17 protein-coding genes are annotated in these 16,678 nt (G+C 71.5%); 1 reads left to right on the top strand and 16 read right to left on the bottom strand.

The features are described from left to right. Positions 1–16 precede the first annotated feature (16 nt). From tsaE to glmS, 5 genes are read right to left on the bottom strand one after another with little or no spacing between them, the layout of a single operon-like run. Positions 17–478 (bottom strand): tRNA (adenosine(37)-N6)-threonylcarbamoyltransferase complex ATPase subunit type 1 TsaE, encoded by a 462-nt coding sequence (tsaE, locus tag AB0A63_RS25485; protein WP_360395795.1) that lies wholly within the window; start codon positions 476–478, stop codon positions 17–19. Next, positions 475–1,572 (bottom strand): alpha/beta hydrolase, encoded by a 1,098-nt coding sequence (locus AB0A63_RS25480; protein WP_360395793.1) that lies wholly within the window; start codon positions 1,570–1,572, stop codon positions 475–477. Before AB0A63_RS25480 ends, tsaE begins: the two co-directional genes overlap by 4 nt. Continuing rightward, a complete protein-coding gene (gene alr / locus AB0A63_RS25475) occupies positions 1,569–2,654 on the bottom strand; it encodes an alanine racemase (RefSeq protein ID WP_360395791.1) in 1,086 nt (361 codons plus the stop codon). The genes AB0A63_RS25480 and alr overlap by 4 nt, the downstream gene beginning before the upstream one ends. A gap of 51 nt (positions 2,655–2,705) precedes the next feature. Beyond that, positions 2,706–4,079: an NAD(P)H-hydrate dehydratase gene (locus AB0A63_RS25470; protein WP_360395789.1), complete on the bottom strand. Its 1,374-nt coding sequence runs from the start codon at positions 4,077–4,079 to the stop codon at positions 2,706–2,708. Continuing rightward, complete coding sequence (glmS, locus tag AB0A63_RS25465; protein WP_360395787.1) at positions 4,080–5,939, bottom strand: glutamine--fructose-6-phosphate transaminase (isomerizing); 1,860 nt, start codon at positions 5,937–5,939, stop codon at positions 4,080–4,082. 133 nt (positions 5,940–6,072) lie between these two features. Between glmS and AB0A63_RS25460 the strand changes: the two genes are divergently transcribed. Continuing rightward, on the top strand, positions 6,073–6,903 hold the full coding sequence (locus AB0A63_RS25460; RefSeq protein WP_360395785.1) for an alpha/beta hydrolase: 831 nt from the start codon (positions 6,073–6,075) through the stop codon (positions 6,901–6,903). Between the two features lie 74 nt (positions 6,904–6,977). On the opposite strand, the gene AB0A63_RS25455 is transcribed toward AB0A63_RS25460, so the two are convergent. The 11 genes from AB0A63_RS25455 to AB0A63_RS25405 form a co-directional block, all read right to left on the bottom strand. Continuing rightward, positions 6,978–7,409, bottom strand: coding sequence for a hypothetical protein (locus AB0A63_RS25455; RefSeq protein ID WP_360395784.1), 432 nt, complete (start codon positions 7,407–7,409; stop codon positions 6,978–6,980). Positions 7,410–7,412: 3 nt separating this feature from the next. Then, positions 7,413–10,085, bottom strand: coding sequence for a hypothetical protein (locus AB0A63_RS25450; protein ID WP_360395783.1), 2,673 nt, complete (start codon positions 10,083–10,085; stop codon positions 7,413–7,415). Between the two features lie 6 nt (positions 10,086–10,091). Then, positions 10,092–10,385, bottom strand: coding sequence for a hypothetical protein (locus tag AB0A63_RS25445; protein ID WP_360395782.1), 294 nt, complete (start codon positions 10,383–10,385; stop codon positions 10,092–10,094). A 144-nt stretch (positions 10,386–10,529) separates the two neighbouring features. Next, positions 10,530–10,817 carry a hypothetical protein gene (locus tag AB0A63_RS25440; protein ID WP_360395781.1) on the bottom strand — a complete coding sequence of 96 codons (288 nt, stop codon included), beginning with the start codon at positions 10,815–10,817 and terminating at the stop codon, positions 10,530–10,532. Positions 10,818–10,843: 26 nt separating this feature from the next. Next, positions 10,844–12,178, bottom strand: coding sequence for a phosphoglucosamine mutase (gene glmM / locus AB0A63_RS25435; protein WP_360395779.1), 1,335 nt, complete (start codon positions 12,176–12,178; stop codon positions 10,844–10,846). Between the two features lie 110 nt (positions 12,179–12,288). Further along, positions 12,289–12,846 carry a 30S ribosomal protein S9 gene (rpsI, locus tag AB0A63_RS25430; RefSeq protein ID WP_360395777.1) on the bottom strand — a complete coding sequence of 186 codons (558 nt, stop codon included), beginning with the start codon at positions 12,844–12,846 and terminating at the stop codon, positions 12,289–12,291. A 26-nt stretch (positions 12,847–12,872) separates the two neighbouring features. After that, positions 12,873–13,316 carry a 50S ribosomal protein L13 gene (rplM, locus tag AB0A63_RS25425; RefSeq protein ID WP_360395776.1) on the bottom strand — a complete coding sequence of 148 codons (444 nt, stop codon included), beginning with the start codon at positions 13,314–13,316 and terminating at the stop codon, positions 12,873–12,875. 256 nt (positions 13,317–13,572) lie between these two features. Then, positions 13,573–13,857 (bottom strand): WXG100 family type VII secretion target, encoded by a 285-nt coding sequence (locus AB0A63_RS25420; RefSeq protein WP_360395775.1) that lies wholly within the window; start codon positions 13,855–13,857, stop codon positions 13,573–13,575. Positions 13,858–13,925: 68 nt separating this feature from the next. Next, a complete protein-coding gene (locus AB0A63_RS25415) occupies positions 13,926–14,234 on the bottom strand; it encodes a WXG100 family type VII secretion target (RefSeq protein WP_360395773.1) in 309 nt (102 codons plus the stop codon). A 148-nt stretch (positions 14,235–14,382) separates the two neighbouring features. Further along, positions 14,383–14,781 (bottom strand): hypothetical protein, encoded by a 399-nt coding sequence (locus AB0A63_RS25410; protein WP_360395771.1) that lies wholly within the window; start codon positions 14,779–14,781, stop codon positions 14,383–14,385. Between the two features lie 22 nt (positions 14,782–14,803). After that, positions 14,804–16,660: a type VII secretion-associated protein gene (locus AB0A63_RS25405; protein ID WP_360395769.1), complete on the bottom strand. Its 1,857-nt coding sequence runs from the start codon at positions 16,658–16,660 to the stop codon at positions 14,804–14,806. Positions 16,661–16,678: the final 18 nt, after the last annotated feature.

The raw sequence follows: 16,678 nt of genomic DNA, 5'->3' as shown, positions 1-16,678 counted from the left end.
CATCCGCTGGACGGCGTCACACCGGGAGGGGACGACCCGTCCACCCGCCGTGCGGGACGAGCTGCGCCGTGCGAACGTCGTCGGTTCCGCGTTCGAGGCGGATCAGCAGGTGGTCCTCGCTCAGCCGTTCCGCGAGGCCCTCGCCCCACTCGACGGCGACCACGGCGTCGACCAGGTCGGTGTCCAGGTCGAGGTCGTCCAGCTCGTCCAGGTGGCCACCGAGCCGGTACGCGTCGACGTGCACCAGCCGCACGCCCCTGCCGCCCTCGGCGGGCTCGTGGACGCGGGCCACGACGAACGTCGGCGACGACACCCGGCCCTGCACGCCGAGACCGCGGGCCAGACCGCGCACGAGCGCCGTCTTCCCCGCTCCCAGCGGGCCGGCCAGCAGCAGCAGGTCGCCCGCGCGGACGAGCTCGCCCAGCCTGCGGCCGAACTCCTCGGTGTCGGTCACCAGGGGCAGTTCGACGGTCTTCACGCTCGACGCCACCACTTCTCCTGATTTCCTCCGCGGTCGGCCGCGCACCGCTCGATCAGCGCGACCAGGTGGTCGTTGACCAGGTCAGCCTGCTCCATCATCACCATGTGCCCGGCACCGGGGGCACGGACGAGCGTGGCGTGCGGCATCTCCTCGGCCATCCGCTCTGCGTGCGAGAACGGCGTGAGCTTGTCCGCGTCCCCGCTCAGGATCAGCACCTCGCAGTGCCGCAGACCGGCCAGCGCCTTGTAGCGGTCGTGCGTGCCGAGGGTCTCCAGGAACTCGGTGAGCACCTTCACCGTGGTCCCGCCGATCATCTGGTCCATCAGGTCCACGAGCGACGGCGCCACCTTGCGGTCGCCGAACGCCAGCGTGCGGATGCCGCTCCAGGTCAGGCTCTTCGCGCTCTTGCGCACCCACTCGACGAGGCCCGGCTGCACGCCCGCGAGCCGGCCGACGCCGAGCGTCACCGGGTTGTAGCGCGACAGCACGGACTTCGGCAGGCCCGCGCCGCCGACGGCACCGGCGGCCGTGCCGATCAACGCGACGCCGCGGACCCGTTCCTCGAAGAGCTCAGGGTGCTTCTCGGCCAGCGCCATGATCGTCATGCCGCCCATGGAGTGGCCGACGAGCACCAGCGGCCCGTCCGGCACGACCGCGCGGACCACCGCGTCGAGGTCGAGCGCGAGCTGGTCGATCGTGCTGCCCTCCGCCGACGACCGGCCGGACCGGCCGTGGCTGCGCTGGTCGTAGAGCACCTGGTGCACGCGCGGGTCCAGCAGTTCGGCGAGGTCGCGGCGCTGGAAGTGGAAGCAGCGGCGGTCGAGCGCGAAACCGTGCACGAGCACGACGGCGATGTCCGGTTCGCCCCCGTCTGCGGGGTCGACCTCCTCGACGGAGAGCGGCACGCCGTCGTCGGCGGCGACCGTCGACTCGCGGTCGGGCCGCAGCAGGCCCAGCTGTTCGTCGGCGAGGCCGTCGGACGCGGTCTTGCGCTCGTGCGACACCTTCGCGGTCTGCGCGACGGCGGCACCGGCGACGGCGGCACCGAGCGCGCCACCGACCCAGCCGACGACCTTCCACACCGGTCTCACGTGTAGATCCTCCGCACCCGCGGCCGGTACATCCCGCAGACGATCTCGTAGTCGATCGTCCCGGTCAGCTCCGCCCACTCCCTCGCCGTCGGCTCGCCCCGGCTCCCGTCGCCGAACAGGACGACCTCGGCACCCTCGCGCACCTCGTCGTCCCCGCAGCTCACCACGACCTGGTCCATGCAGACCCGGCCGACCACCGGGCGGCGCTTCCCGTCCAGGAGCACCTCCATCCGGCCGGAGAGCGCCCTCGGGACACCGTCCGCGTACCCCGCGGGCACCAGTGCCAGCGTCGTGTCCTCCCGCGCGGTCCACGTCATCCCGTAGGAGACCGACTCACCGGCGGGGATGCGTTTCGTGAGCGCCACGTGCGAGCGGTAGCTCATGACCGGCCGCAGGTCGTGGTCGGTCGGCACCGGGTTCAGGCCGTAGATCGCGATGCCGGGCCGGACCAGGTCGAAGTGCAGGTCGGGCCGGGTCAGCAGGGCCGCGGAGTTCGCGATGTGCCGCAGCGGGTCGAGGCCGTGCGCCCGCGCCACCTCGTAGGCGTCGTCGAACCGCTTGGCCTGCAGGTCGATGGAGGGGTCGCCGATCTCGTCGGCGGAGGCGAGGTGCGACCAGACGGCGACCACGTCGTGGTGGCGGGCGGCCTGGACCAGCTCCGGCCAGTCGCGCGGCTGGCAGCCGTTGCGGCTCAGGCCGGTGTCGATCTTGAGGTGGAGCCGTGGCCGGGCGTCGGCCTCCTCGGCGGCCTGCTCGACCCGGCGCAGGTCGGACAGGGAGGCGACGGACAGGTCGACGTCGGCGGCGATACCGGCGGCCAGGTCCTCGTCCGGTGCGTCCAGCCAGGCGAGGATGGGTGCCTGGATGCCGGCGCTGCGCAACGCGAGGGCTTCCTGCGTGGAGCACGAACCGAGCCAGGTCGCACCCGCTTCGAGCGCGGCCCTGGCGACCTCCACCGCGCCGTGCCCGTACCCGTCGGCCTTCACGACGGCCATGGTCTGGGCGGCAGGGGCGAGGCCGGCGAGCAGCGCGACGTTGTGCCGCAGCGCGCCGAGGTCGACGACTACTTCTGAACGGGCCATAACCCGGTCATCGTTCCACAAGAGCGCAGCTCATCAGGTGTGAGCGAGCGCTCAGAGGCTCCTGATCGCCGCCGTGATCCCGGTCATCAGCCCGGACGCGGGCACCGGGGCGCCGTCCGCGGCCAGCTCCGCCGCCAGAACGTGCACGTGGGCGGCGTACCCCGCGGCCAGGAACGGGTCGAGACCGGCGGCCAGCAACGCCCCGATGATCCCGGACAGCACGTCACCCGATCCGGCGGTCGCCGGCCACGACGAGGTGGCCGAGTTGACCAGCGCCCGGCCGTCCGGGGCGGCCACGACGGTCCGGTGGCCCTTCAGCAGCACCACGGCGTTGAACCGCTGGGCGGCCTTGCGCGCGGCGGCCACCCGGTCGCCGCCGACCGGGCCCGCCAGGCGTTCGAACTCGCGGTCGTGCGGGGTCAGCACCAGTGCCGAGTCCGGGTCGCGGGCGTCCCACAGCTGCGGCTGCTGCGCGAGCAACGTGATGGCGTCGGCGTCGGCGACCACCGGGACGTTCGCGTCCAGCACGAACCTCAGCACCTCGGCGGACGAGCTGCCCGTGCCCATGCCGGGGCCGACGACCCAGGCCTGCACGCGGCCCGCGTCGGTGATCGAGCCGGTGCAGATGGTCTCCGGCCAGCGGGCGCGGATCGCGTCGGCGGCGGGACCGGCGTAGCGGACCATGCCCGACGTCGCGAGCACGGCGGCACCGGTGGCGAGCACCGCGGCACCGGGGTAGGTCGAGCTGCCGGCGGCGACGCCCGTGACGCCCTGGGTGTACTTGTCGTCGGACGGGCCCGGCAGCGGCCAGGCGATGTCCGCGCGGTCCAGCAGCACGAAGTCCGGGTCCCGCGGGCGCAGGCCGATGTCGACCAGGTGCACCTCGCCGCAGTCGGCCAGCGCGTGGACCGGCTTGAGGCAGCCGAACGTGACCGTGGTGTGGGCCTTTACATGCGGACCGGAGATCTCACCGGTGTCCGGGTCGATGCCGCTGGGCAGGTCCACGGCGAGGACCGGGGCCGTGACGCCCTCGACGAGCTTGGCGGCTTCCGGGCGCAACGGGCCGCGGGCGGACAGGCCGACGATGCCGTCGATCACCAGGTCGGGGGTGCCGACCTCGTCGACGACCCGGCCGCCTGCCCCGCGGAACGCGGCGAGGCCTTCCGCGTGCGCCTTGCCGGGGGTGAGCAGGACCGCGGACACCGCGACCCCCCGGCGACGCAGGAAGTACCCGGCCCACAGGGCGTCGCCGCCGTTGTTGCCAGCGCCCACGAGCAGCGTGACGCGGCGGCGGCCACGCAGGAGCCGGAGGGCGTGGGTGGCCACACCGAACGCGGCCTTGCGCATCAGCGAGCCCGGCGGGACGACCGCCATGAGCTCCTCTTCAGCGGACTTGACGCGTTCGGTGTGCCAGACGCCTCTCACCTATTCGACGGTAACGGACTTCGCGAGGTTGCGAGGCTTGTCGACGTCGTAGCCGCGGGCGGTCGCGATCTCGGCCGCGAGCACCTGCAGCGGGATGGTCGAGATGAGCGGCTGCAGCAGCGTCGGGACGGCCGGGATCTCGATCAGGTGGTCCGCGAACGGGCGCACCGTCTCGTCACCCTCCTCGGCGATCACGATCGTGCGGGCGCCGCGGGCCTGGATCTCGCTGATGTTGGACACCAGCTTCGAGTGCAGGACGGCACGGCCCTTCGGCGACGGCATGACCACGACGACCGGGAGGTCCTCCTCGATCAGCGCGATCGGGCCGTGCTTGAGCTCACCGGCCGCGAAGCCCTCGGCGTGCATGTAGGCGAGCTCCTTGAGCTTGAGCGCGCCCTCCAGCGCCACCGGGTAGCCGACGTGGCGGCCGAGGAACAGCACCGCCTTCGAGTCGGCGAGCTCCCGGCCCAGCGCCTTGACCTGGTCGATGGTGCCGAGCACCCGCTGCACGGCCTGGGGCATGGCCTCCAGCTCGTGGAACTCGCGGGCGACCTCGTCCGGGTACTTGGTGCCGCGGGCCTGCGCGAGGGCCAGGCCGACCAGGTAGTTCGCCGCGATCTGGGCGAGGAACGCCTTGGTCGACGCGACACCGATCTCGGGGCCGGCGTGCGTGTAGAGCACGGCGTCGGACTCGCGCGGGATCTGCGCGCCGTTGGTGTTGCAGACCGCGAGGACGCGGGCCTTCTGCGCGCGGGCGTGGCGGACGGCTTCGAGGGTGTCCGCGGTCTCACCGGACTGCGACACGGCGACGACGAGCGTGTCGCGGTCGAGCACCGGGTCGCGGTAGCGGAACTCGGAGGCCAGCTCGACCTCGACGGGCAGCCGGGTCCAGTGCTCGATCGCGTACTTCGCGACCAGACCGGAGTGGTAGGCGCTGCCACAGGCGACGACGAAGACCTTGTCGACGTCGCGCAGGTCCTGGTCGGACAGCCGCTGCTCGTCGAGCACGATCCGGCCGTTCGCGAAGTGGCCGCGCAGCGTGTTCGCCAGCGCCTCCGGCTGCTCCTCGATCTCCTTGAGCATGAAGTACTCGTGGCCGCCCTTCTCGGCGGCGCTGAGGTCCCAGTTGACCGTGAACGGCTTGGCCTCGGCCGGCGCGCCGTCGAAGTCGGTGACCTCGTAGCCGTCGCGGGTGAGCACGACCATCTGGTCCTGCCCCAGCTCGACGGCCTCCTTGGTGTGCGCGATGAACGCTGCGACGTCGCTCGCGACGAAGTACTCGTTCTCGCCGACGCCGACGACCAGCGGCGAGTTGCGGCGCGCGGCGACGACCGTGTCGGGCTCGTCGGCGTGCGTGAAGACGAGCGTGAACGCGCCCTCCAGGCGGCTCACGACCTTGCGCACGCTGGCGGGCAGGTCGCCCTTCGTGTCACCGTCGCCGTACGCGATGGCCACGAGGTGCGCGACCGTCTCGGTGTCGGTGTCGGACGCCATCTCGATGCCGAGCCCTTCGAGCTCGCCGCGCAGCGCGAGGAAGTTCTCGATGATGCCGTTGTGCACCACGGCGACCCGGTTCGCCGAGTCGCGGTGCGGGTGCGAGTTGCGGTCGATCGGCGCGCCGTGCGTCGCCCACCGCGTGTGTCCCATGCCGACGGTGCCCGCGAACCCGTCGCGACCCACCTCGTCGAGCCTCGCCTCCAGGTTCTGCAGCCGCCCGGCCTTGCGCTCGACGGCGAGCTCACCGTCCGCGACGACCGCGACACCGGCCGAGTCGTAACCCCGGTACTCGAGCCGCCTCAGCCCGTCCAGCACCACGTCGAGCGCCGACTGGTGACCCACGTATCCCACGATTCCGCACACGGAAGACAGGGTAGCTAGACCACGGCGTCAACCCTAAAGGGCGAGGGCGGTGAATCAGCGCAGGTCAGGGCCAGCTTTGGTGTAGACCAATCTTGGATGTGGCGCCGGCGACACCATCGACTACGGTTCAGCCATGGCTCGCCGCGTGATCACGCTGACCGCGAAACAGGCTCTCGAGCAGCTCAGCCGCCCCGGTCCCCACCCGGTGCTGCGCGGCGACCTGGCCCTCGTCGGCCTGCCCGGCGTCGTGTTCACCCCGGCCACCGGTCTCGGCCTGCCCGCGGTCGCCTTCGGGCACGGCTGGATGCAGCCGGTTCGCCGCTACCACGGCCTTTTGCGCCACCTCGCCTCGTGGGGCGTGGTCGCCGCGGCACCGGCCGTGGAACGCGGCCCGCTGCTCTCCGCACGCGTGCTGTCGGCGAACCTGCTGACCACTTTGGACATCTGCACCGGCGTCCGCCTGGGCACCGGCGACATCAGCGTCGACCCCACCCGCCTGGCCCTCGCCGGCCACTCGATGGGCGGCGGCGCGGCCGTGCTGGCGGCCTCCTCGTCCCCGAAGGTGCGAGCCGTTGTGACTTTGGCCGCAACGGAGACCCGCCCCTCGGCACTGGACGCGGCCCGCTCGGTGTCGGCCCCCGGCCTGCACCTCGCCGCGGGCGAGGACCGCATCGCCCCGCCCGTCGGCCACTCCGAGGCCATCGCGTCCGCCTGGGGCGGCCCGGTGCAGCTGCGACTGCTGCCCAAGGCCTCGCACCTCGGGTTCACCGAGGGGCGGCACTGGAGCGAGCTCATGCTCGACGGACGCGGTGAGCGCGGCGCCCAGAAGATCGGGCGGGCGTTCGTGGCGGCGTTCCTGCTGCGGGTGCTGCTGGGTGAGCGGGCGTACGACTCGTTGCTGGACGAGGACTCGAAGGGCGCGGAGCTGGTGTTGCAGCGAGAAGGGCTGCGCAAGCCGGCCTGACGCGCGGGGGCCGTCAACGCGAACACCCCGGCCCGCTCCGCAGCGCGGAACGAACCGGGGTGCAAGCCGGTGACTCAGCTGAGCCAGGTCTGACCGCTCAAATCGTCGTCGTCATCCGCCACCGGAGCCGGCCGACGGCTGCGCGCCGGCGGAACCGGCGGCGGAGGCGGTGGCGGTGGCGGCGTGAACTGGGGTTGTTGCGGGGGTGGGGCGTAGCTGCCGTCGTCGTCCTCGGGGCCGAAGGCCAGTTCGCCCGCGGAGCGGTCGCGCTGTTCCCACTGGGGTTTGCGCTGGGGTTTGTCGCCCTGCTTGGCGATGTTCTCCGCGGCCTCGTTGGCCGCGGCGAGGTCGCGCTGGTGCTTGTCCTCGCGGGCCTTCGCCTCGGCGGCCAGGCGGGCCTGGTCGGCCTTGAGGTCCGCCGTGATCTCGGTGTTGGCGCGGCGGGAGCGGGCGATGTTCTCGTCGAACAGCGCCTGGATCTTGGGGTCCACTTGCCCGGTCGACATGGGTCAGCGGCCTCCTCGGTCGTCACCCAGGACGGTGTGCACGGCGCTCAGCGGGTTGTTGTTGTCCCGGTCGTCGTCGAACAGGGTGCCGGTGGTGCGCCACTGGCTGGCGCCCCGTTCGGTGTCGCCGCCCTGCTGGCCGCCCGCGCCTCCGCCTGCCATGCCGCCGCCCATCATCCCGCCGCCCATCATCCCGCCGGCCGCGGCGCCCGAGGGGGCCTGGGCACCGTCCTGCATGGACGGGAGGTTCGCGGAACCGGGCTGGCCGGCCTCGGAGGTGTTCGTGGTGAAGCCGGTGCCGTTGTCGCCGGTGGACGGGGTGTTCCAGGCGCTGTCCATGGAGGAGCCGCCGAGAACGGACTCGCTGCCGCTGGAGCCGCCGCCTGTGAACGAGACGCCCGAGGTCGAGGTGCTGTCGGAGGCCTGCGCGGTGGCGAACTGCGGGCCGTCCGCCGGCATCCTCGGCTCGCCCAGGCCCGGCATGAAACCGTTGTCCTGGACGTAGTTGCGGCCCACCGCCTCCTGGAAGCCCGGGGCGTCCTGACCGGGCGGGCTCCACACCTGCTCGGCCGCGGGGGCGGGCATCGGCTGGAAGTCCGCCTGGGCCGGCATCGTCTGGAACTCGCCCTCGACCGGACGCGGGAAGTCCTGCTCAGGGATCTGCACCGGATCGTCGAGGCGCAGGTCGTCCACCGCACCGCCACCGGAGCCACCGGCCGCTGCCGGGTTCTCGTCCTCGCCGAACGCCACGCCGATCTGGTCGGGCGTGCCGTCGCCGTTGTCCGCGGTCAGGTTGATCTCGCCGGTGTCCGGGTTCACCTCGGCGGTGAAGCTCACGCCGTCCTGCTCGATGTGGATCTTGCCGTCGGCGCCCACCTCGACCGGGATCGGGTTCGACTCCGAACCGAGGGGACCCGTGCCGGGCGCGCCACCGCCGCCGGGTGCGGGCGTCGCACCGGTCGTGGGCGTGCCGGTGGCCTGGCCACCCGTGACCTGGCCGCCGGTGACCTGGTTCGCCAGCGCCGTCACGGCCTGGGCGCCGTTCTGGCCCATGAGCGCCTTGGCGGCCTCCGGGTTCTTGCTGAAGTCCAGGTCGTAGGTCTTCGGCTCGCCCTTCGGCGTGTCGATCGTCATCTTCACGTGCCCGTTCGAGTCGGGCTCCGTGATCTTGATCGTGTTGTCGCCCGCCTTGACCGTGACGCTCTCGAGCTCTTCCTCGGGCTTCGGCTGGTCGTCCGGCTTGCCGTCGCCGTCGAGGTCGTCGGGCTTGCCGTCGCCGTCGGTGTCGCCGGGGACGTCGGGCTTGCCGTCGCCGTCCTTGTCGAGCGGGTTCTCCGGCTTGGGGATCTCGGGCGTACCGCCGCCACCACCGCCGGGCGTGCCACCGCCGCCGCCACCGGTCGAACCACCGGGCGTGCCGCCGCCACCACCGCCGTCGGTGCCGGGCACCTGCTTGCGGCCGCCGCCGTCCTCGCTGAACGCGGGCGGGTCACCGATCTTCGCGAACGGGCTCTCCGCGGGGATCGCCGCGTTGAGCGCGGTGAACATCGTGTCGTAGTCGCTCTGCACACCGGCCTGCACCGTCTGGCAGTAGCCGTCGAACGCCTTCTTCTTGGCGTCGAACTCCTGGCAGAGCGCCCGCAGCTTGTCCTTGGCCGCGTTGATGATGCCCTCGCGGGTGTTGCTGATCCAGCTGCCCCAGCCCAGACCGGCGAGCATGCCGAGCGGTCCGCCGCAGATCGCGCCGGTGACGGCGCCGAAGAGCGGGCCGGGCACGCCGTGCAGCCAGTCGAGGACACCGCCGTCGTTCTCGAAGAGGTCGCCGTTCGCGTGCCGGATCGCGGTCTCGGCCTCCTCGACCGTCAGACCGCCGCACTTCTCCGAGTACTGGTCGTGGATCTGCTGCGCGAACTCCTTGACGTGCTTCTGCATGTTCGTCACGCCGGCGGTGATCGCACCGGGGGCCTGACCGGTCTGCTGGACGAGCGTCTTGGAGGAGCCGGCGAACTTGTCGTGGTAGCCGCGCGCCGCCTCGGCGGCCTGGCCCTCCCACGAGCCCAGCCCGTTCCACGCGCTGCCGAGCGCGTTGTCGTGGGTCTGGAGCTTCCCGACGGCTTCCTGGAGCTTCACCGAGTCCTCGCGGAACTTGGCGAACTCGATGTCGCGAACCTCGTCGTACCTGCGGTAGATGTCACCTTCGAGGTTCGGCGCTGCGCCCTGGTGACCGCACGCGGGAGCGGCCTTCTGGTAGACCGGGATGAACTTCTCGAAGAACCGCAGACCGGGTGCGCCGGCGTCGAGCAGCGTGTTGCTGCTCGGGACGTCACCCTGCTCGTTCAGGACCTTCTGGGTGGCGCCGAGCTCGCGCTCCTCCTTGGCCTTGGCGACGAGCTCGTCGGCCTCGCCGCCCTTCTTCTCCCACTGGGAGCGGTTGATCTCCTTGGCACCGACGAAGACGGTGCTGAGACCGGCCGTGGGCGCGGCGAGCGCGGCACCGAGGATGTGGCTGCCGAGGCCGGGGTCGCTGGGGACGTCGACGCCGTTCGCCTTGGCGTACCGCTCGACCTCCTCCTCCGGCGCGCCGGCACCGGCGAGCGCGGGGACGAGTGCCTTCTTGGTCTCCGGCGTGACGTTGGGGTCGTCGAGGAGCTTCTTGATCTCGTTCTGGTCGGCCACGACGCACTACCCCTTGAACTGCTGCGAAGTCTGGGACTCGTTCGACTCGTACGACTTCGCCACGTCCTTCAGCCGGGTGGCGATGTTGTTGGCCTCCTTGCCGAAGGTGTCGCAGCTGACACCCAGCCGGTCGAAGAAGCCCTTGTAGGTGGCGTGGACGGCCTGGAACTTGCGCCCGACCTGGCCGGCCCCCACGACCGGGACGATCGTCGGCTTCATCGAGATCAGTTGTGATCCCTCGGCCTCGTAGGTCCCCGCGGTCTTCGTGAGATCGCCGGACTGTACGCCGAAACCAGCCATTCCTCGCCTCCCCTAGTCCCCGATCTGACGCAGTTCGGCCTCATCGGGTTCCGCCATACAGTGCCAGCTCCGCTCACACGCCGACCGGAGCTCCGCGATGTCGGTTGCCTTAGTAAACAGCCATTCGGCGCATTTCGCCGACGATCACCACTGGGTGGGCGGCTGCTGGCCGGGTGGCGGTCCCTGCTGCGGGTACTGGCCCTGCTGCGGGTAAGGGTGCTGGCCGGGCTGGGGGTACTGGCCGGGCTGGGGGTGCTGGTGGCCAGGCTGCGGATACCCCTGAGGCGGGTACTGCCCGTGGTGCTGCTGCGGGAAGCCCTGAGGCGGGTACGGGGGCGGTGTCTTCTTCTTCGACGCCGAGACCACGGCGACCACCACCGCGGCCACTCCTCCCAGCAGCACCAGGAGGATCAACAGCATCATCACGCTCATGACCGGCCAGCCCCCGTCGCACGTCCTCAGTGCACCGAGGAAACCACATCCGCGAGGCGCTGCGCCGCCGACTCGGCCTGGTCGTGGCTCGTGGCCTCGACCATCACCCGCACGAGCTGCTCGGTGCCCGACGGCCGCAGGAGCACGCGGCCGGTGTCGCCCAGCTCGGCCTCCACGGCCGCGACGGCCTCGCTGACGGAGGTGGCCTTCGCCACGGCGGCCTTGTCGCCGACCTTGACGTTGATCAGGACCTGCGGCAGGCGGCGCATCACGCCGGCGAGGTCGGCGAGCGACTTGCCGGTCTCAGCCATGCGGGCCATCAGGCGCAGCGCGGTGAGCAGGCCGTCGCCGGTGGTGGCGTGCGCGGGCAGCACCACGTGGCCGGACTGCTCGCCGCCGAGCGAGTAGCCGCCGGCCTTGAGGTCCTGCAGCACGTAGCGGTCGCCGACGGCGGTGGTGCGCAGCCGGATGCCGGCCTCGCGCATGGCGATGTGCAGGCCCAGGTTGCTCATCACGGTGGCGACGAGCGTGTCCTCGTACAGCTCGCCCGCGTCGCGCATCGCGACCGCGAGGACCGCCATGATCTGGTCGCCGTCGACCTCGTTGCCCTCGGCGTTCACGGCCAGGCAGCGGTCGGCGTCACCGTCGTGGGCGATGCCGAGGTCGGCGCCGTGCTCGCGGACTGCGGCGGAGATCACATCGAGGTGCGTGGAGCCGCAGCCGTCGTTGATGTTGAGGCCGTCCGGGTCCGCGTTGATCGCGACCACCTCGGCGCCCGCGCGGCGGTAGGCGTCCGGCGCGGCCACCGACGCGGCGCCGTTCGCGCAGTCCACCACGACCTTGAGGCCGTCGAGGCGGTGCGGCGTGACCTTGAGCAGGTGCTCGACGTACTGGGTCTCGGCGTCGGCGATGTCGCGGACGCGGCCGATCGCGGCACCGGTCGGGCGCTCGAAACCGGAGCCCATGCGCTGCTCGATCTCGTCCTCGACCGAGTCGGGCAGCTTGTGGCCGCCCGCGGCGAAGAGCTTGATCCCGTTGTCCGGCATGGCGTTGTGCGAGGCGGAGATCATCACGCCGATGTCGGCGCCCAGCGAGGAGACCAGGTGCGCGACGGCGGGGGTGGGCAGTGCGCCCACGCGCAGCACGTCGGCACCGGCCGAGGTGAGGCCCGCGGTGACGGCGGCGTCCAGCATCTCGCTGCTCGCCCTGGGGTCGCGGCCGACGACGGCGACCGGGCGGTGGGAACGGTCGTGTTCGGCGAGCACGCGCGCCGCCGCGGCGGCGACGGACATCGCGAGTTCGGGGGTGAGGTCGGCGTTGGCGAGACCGCGCACACCGTCGGTGCCGAACAGGCGGGCCATGAATCCTCCGAAATGGACACTGCGAGGCGACGGGAAGGACCCGGAAAACACTGCGGGAGCAGCAGTTCGAGGTGAACTGCTGCTCCCGCAGGTACAGCTGTGGAACTCGCTCAGCGCTTGGAGTACTGAGGCGCCTTGCGGGCCTTCTTCAGACCGTACTTCTTGCGCTCCTTGACCCGCGGGTCACGGGTGAGGAAGCCGGCCTTCTTCAGGACCGGGCGGTCCTCGGAGTCGACGGCGATCAGCGCACGCGCGATGGCGAGGCGCAGCGCACCGGCCTGGCCGGTGATGCCGCCGCCACGCAGGTTGGCGATGACGTCGAAGGTCTCGGGCTTCTCCGTGGTGACGAGCGGCTCCTTGATGAGCTGCTGGTGCACCTTGTTCGGGAAGTAGTCCTCGAGGGCCTTGCCGTTCAGCGTGAACTTGCCGGTGCCGGGCACGAGGCGGACGCGGACGACGGCCTCCTTGCGGCGGCCGACGGTCTGGGCCAGGTGCGGCGCACCGTTCAGCGAGGGAGCGACGACCACCGGCGCGGAGGCTTCGTCCTCGGCGACCTCGACCTCAGCCTCAGCGGCCTCGGCGTCGGCCTCGGGAGCAGCCTCGACGACCTCGGCCTCGACAACCTCCGCCTCGACGGCTTCGGGGGTCTCGTTCTCAGGGGTGGTCACAGGAACTTCCTCGGTGTACTCGTCGCTCACTGGGCGATCTTCTTGATCTCGAAGGCCTGCGGCTGCTGCGCCGCGTGCGGGTGGTTCGGTCCGCTGTAGACCTTCAGCTTGTTCGCGATCTGACGGCCAAGGCGGTTCTTGGGCAGCATGCCCTTGATCGCCTTCTCCACCAGGCGGTCCGGGCGCGTGTCCAGGACCTCGCCGAAGGACTGCTTGCGCAGACCACCGGGGAAGCCGGAGTGGCGGTACTGGAACGCCTGGTCGCGCTTCGAGCCGGTCAGAGCGACCTTGTCAGCGTTGACGATGACCACGAAGTCACCGGTGTCAACGTGAGGCGCGTAGGTCGGCTTGTGCTTGCCGCGCAGCAGCGTCGCGGCCTGGGTGGCGAGCCGGCCGAGCACCACGTCCTGGGCGTCGATCACGTGCCAGGTGCGGGTCACCTCACCGGGCTTCGGGCTGTACGTGCGCACGGAATTACCTCGTCGTCACTTGCGTCTGGGGTCACTGCGGCGGTTGCCCCAGACCGATCTTGGACGAACCAAGCGGTGGTTCCGAGACAGGCGCGGCACACACAGGCGCCAGCTACCGCACAACAACGTAAGAAGATACCGGATGGGTGGCGCGGGGACCAAAACGGCCCCTCCTACCGACCCCGCTCCGGACGTACGTGAGCCCCGGACCACGTGGTTCCGGGGCTCACGAGGGGTCTTGCCACCACGCGCGGTCTTACCAGCGCGAGACGTTCTGCTTCTCAGCCTGCTGGTACGCCTCGCCGGCCTGCTGCACGGCGGTACCGATGGCGGCGAGGACCGAGTTCAGGTCGGCCGCGGCGTTGTCCCACTTCTCCTGGGACTGCTTGTAGGTGTCCGAGCCCTCACCCTCCCAGGTGCCGAGCACGCGCACGACCTCGGCGCGGATCTCGTCCAGGACGCCGTCGATCTCCTTGGACTGCGTGGTGATGGTCGAGGCCGCCTGCGCGATCTGACCGAACTCAACCTTGATTTCACCCATTGTGGATCTCCCCTAGAAAAGTCTGTGAAGTACTGGACTGCGGAACGAGGACCTGCGGGGCAGGAGGATCAGCCGAGGCGCGCGGTGACGTTGCTCATCTCGGCCTCCTGGGCCGCTTCGTTCTGCGCGTAGACCTTCGAGGTGTCGGAGATCTGCTCGGCGATCGCGCGGAGCGCCTCCTGGACCTTCGCGGCGTCCGCGTCGAAGCGGGAGATCAGGCTCTGGAACGCGGTGTGGGCCGAGCCCTTCCACGCGGCGGAGACGGTCTCGGCGGCGTCGCGGACCTGACGGATCTTCGCCTGCGCGGTCTCGTCGGCCTCGATGATGCGCTTCGCCAGAGTGTCGAGCTCTTCGGTCGTGGTACCGAAACCAGCCATTGGGAGATGCCCCCTTCAGAGAACTTCAGGTCGTACTTCTTGGTTCGTACGCCTCTTCCGACGAGGACCCTGCCATGTCGGTTCCGCCCTGTCGCGACTTCTTTCGAAGTAGTTGCGCTAGTAAACGACGCCAGGTGAACGCACGGTGTCAGTAGAGGATTCGCGACTGCGAAAAGTCCTCGTCATCGTCACCCGCGCGGGGAAGCTGGCCACTCGGACCGGCGACCGCGGTCGAACCGGGGAAGGCGGGAACCTCAGGCCCCGGAACCGGTTGAGACGCCGCGGCGGCGAGCTCGGCGGCCTCCGGAGTCCGTTCGACGGGCAGTCCGCGCTCGGTGCGGAACCCCGTGGCGGCCTCGCGGACGTCGCCCGGCGTGGCACCGGCCGCCGGTTCCGCCCGGCGGTCACGGGCCTGCCGGGCCAGCTCGCGGGTGCGTTCCCGCAGCTCGGCGTTGCGCGCGCCAGCCTCACCGGCGGCGCGGCGTGCGCGGGTGACCGCGTGGCCGACCTCGGCGCGGAACCGGGCGAGGACCTCGTTGGCGGACATCAGGCGACTCCCCTGGTGCTGTTCACGGCTTGATGGTCAGCGAGCGGACGATCTGCTCGCAGGCGGTGCGGACGCGGTCACGGCCGGCCTCGGTCGCCTGGCAGCCCACGCTCACCTGAGCCGTACCGACGAACTGGATGTACCAGTCGACCCCGGCCCCGCCGATCTCTTCGCGATAGTGAACAACGGACTTGCCCGCGAATGTGTAGCGGTCGCTGAACGCGGCGACCTTGTCGCCCCTCTCCTCGCGCTCGCCATATTGCTTCTGCAATTCCGCGAATGCCCGCCCGCGGTCCTGGTCGCTGTTGTACTCCAGCTTTTGCTCTTGCACAGCGATGCGGTCCGCCGGGGAATCACCGGTGTTCTTTTCCCGGTCGACCGGTTGCAGGAGCACCTGCCTGGCCGCGGGTGCGCCGCCGGTCTGCTCCCAGCCGTCGGGCCGGGTGAAGCTGTAGTCGTACTGCGCGATCTGGTCCGCGGGCGGCGGGGTGGCGGTTCCCGTCCCCTCCCGGTGCTGCCACCAGAGGAACCCGCCGACGCCGGCCGCCACGAGCACGACGACCACGCCGAGCGCGATGAACAACGGCGCCTTGCTCTTCTTCTCCGGCGGCGTCATCGGCGGCGTCATCGACGGGAACGACGCGGGGAACTGCGCGACCGGCGGCGGCGTGATGCGGCGGGTGATCTTGCGGGTGGTGTCGCCGGACACGCGCAGGTTGTGGGTCACCTCCCCCGAGGGGCCCCTGGACGGTGGGTGCGCCCGGTTCTGAGGTGGCTTGGCCGGCGCACCCTGCGCCATGCCGCCGGTGCGCTCCGGGTCGAGGCTCACCGCGCGCAGCGCACCGCGGGCCACGACGGTCTCCGGCTGGTCGATGCTCGTCGGCACCACACCGGTGTGCTCGTGCACGAGCCGCGCGACGAGCGGGATCCGGGACGAGCCGCCCACCAGGAACACCGCGGCCAGCTGCTGCGGCGCCAGACCGGCCTCCCGCACGGCCGAGCCCACCAGCGCGGCCGCACCGCCGAGCGGGACCGCCACCAGCTGCTCCAGGTCGGACCGGGTGACGTGCGCGTCGGGGAACGGCGGCGGCATCGGCACGTCGGTGTAGGCGTGCCGCGACAGCGTCTCCTTGGCGCCGCGGACGTCCTGCCGCAGCACCCGCCGCTTGCGCCGGTCGGTCATCTCACGGCCCTCGACGAGCTGCCGCCACGCGTCCGGGTCCTCCGTCGACACGAGCGCGCCGACGTGCTCCAGCAACGCCTGGTCGACGTCCGCGCCGCCGAAGCCGGGGTCGCCCTTCGTCGCGAGCACCCGGAAGCTCCTGCCGGTGCGCGCGACCACGCTCGCGTCGACGGTGCCGCCGCCGAGGTCGAGCACGGCCAGCGCCGCACCGTCGGGAACGGAGTGGCTCGCGGAGTGAAAGACGGCGGCCGCCACGGGTTCCGGCACGAGCGCCAGCTCCCGCCCCAGCCCGCGCGCGGCCTGGACCAGCACGCGGGTGCGGACCGTGCCCCAGTCGGCGGGGTGGGTGAGCACGAGCAGGTCGACGGGCGCACCGCCGCCCACGCGCCGCGCCTCCCCGACCGCACGGGTCAGCACCGCGCGCACGACGTCCACGACGGGCAGCACGGTGCTGCCCAGCAGCAGCTCCCCCTCGTCCACGCGGCGCTTCGGGTGCGGCTCGTAGCGGGCCGGGTCGACCGCGGCCTGCCGCTCGGCCTCCTGCCCGACGAACAACGTCCCGTCCGCGGCCGCGAACACGGCGGACGGCACCAGCGGCTGGCCGTCGAAAACGACGACCTGCGGCTCCCTGCCGTGCACCGAGATCGCGACGCAGGTGCTCGACGTGCCGAAGTCCACCGCGACCTGGAGGCTCATGCACCATCCCCTCTTCCG

Origin of the sequence: Lentzea sp. NPDC042327 (assembly GCF_040647275.1) — a bacterium.
Lineage (GTDB): Bacteria > Actinomycetota > Actinomycetes > Mycobacteriales > Pseudonocardiaceae > Lentzea.
This window is presented reverse-complemented; position numbering and strand designations above follow the sequence as displayed.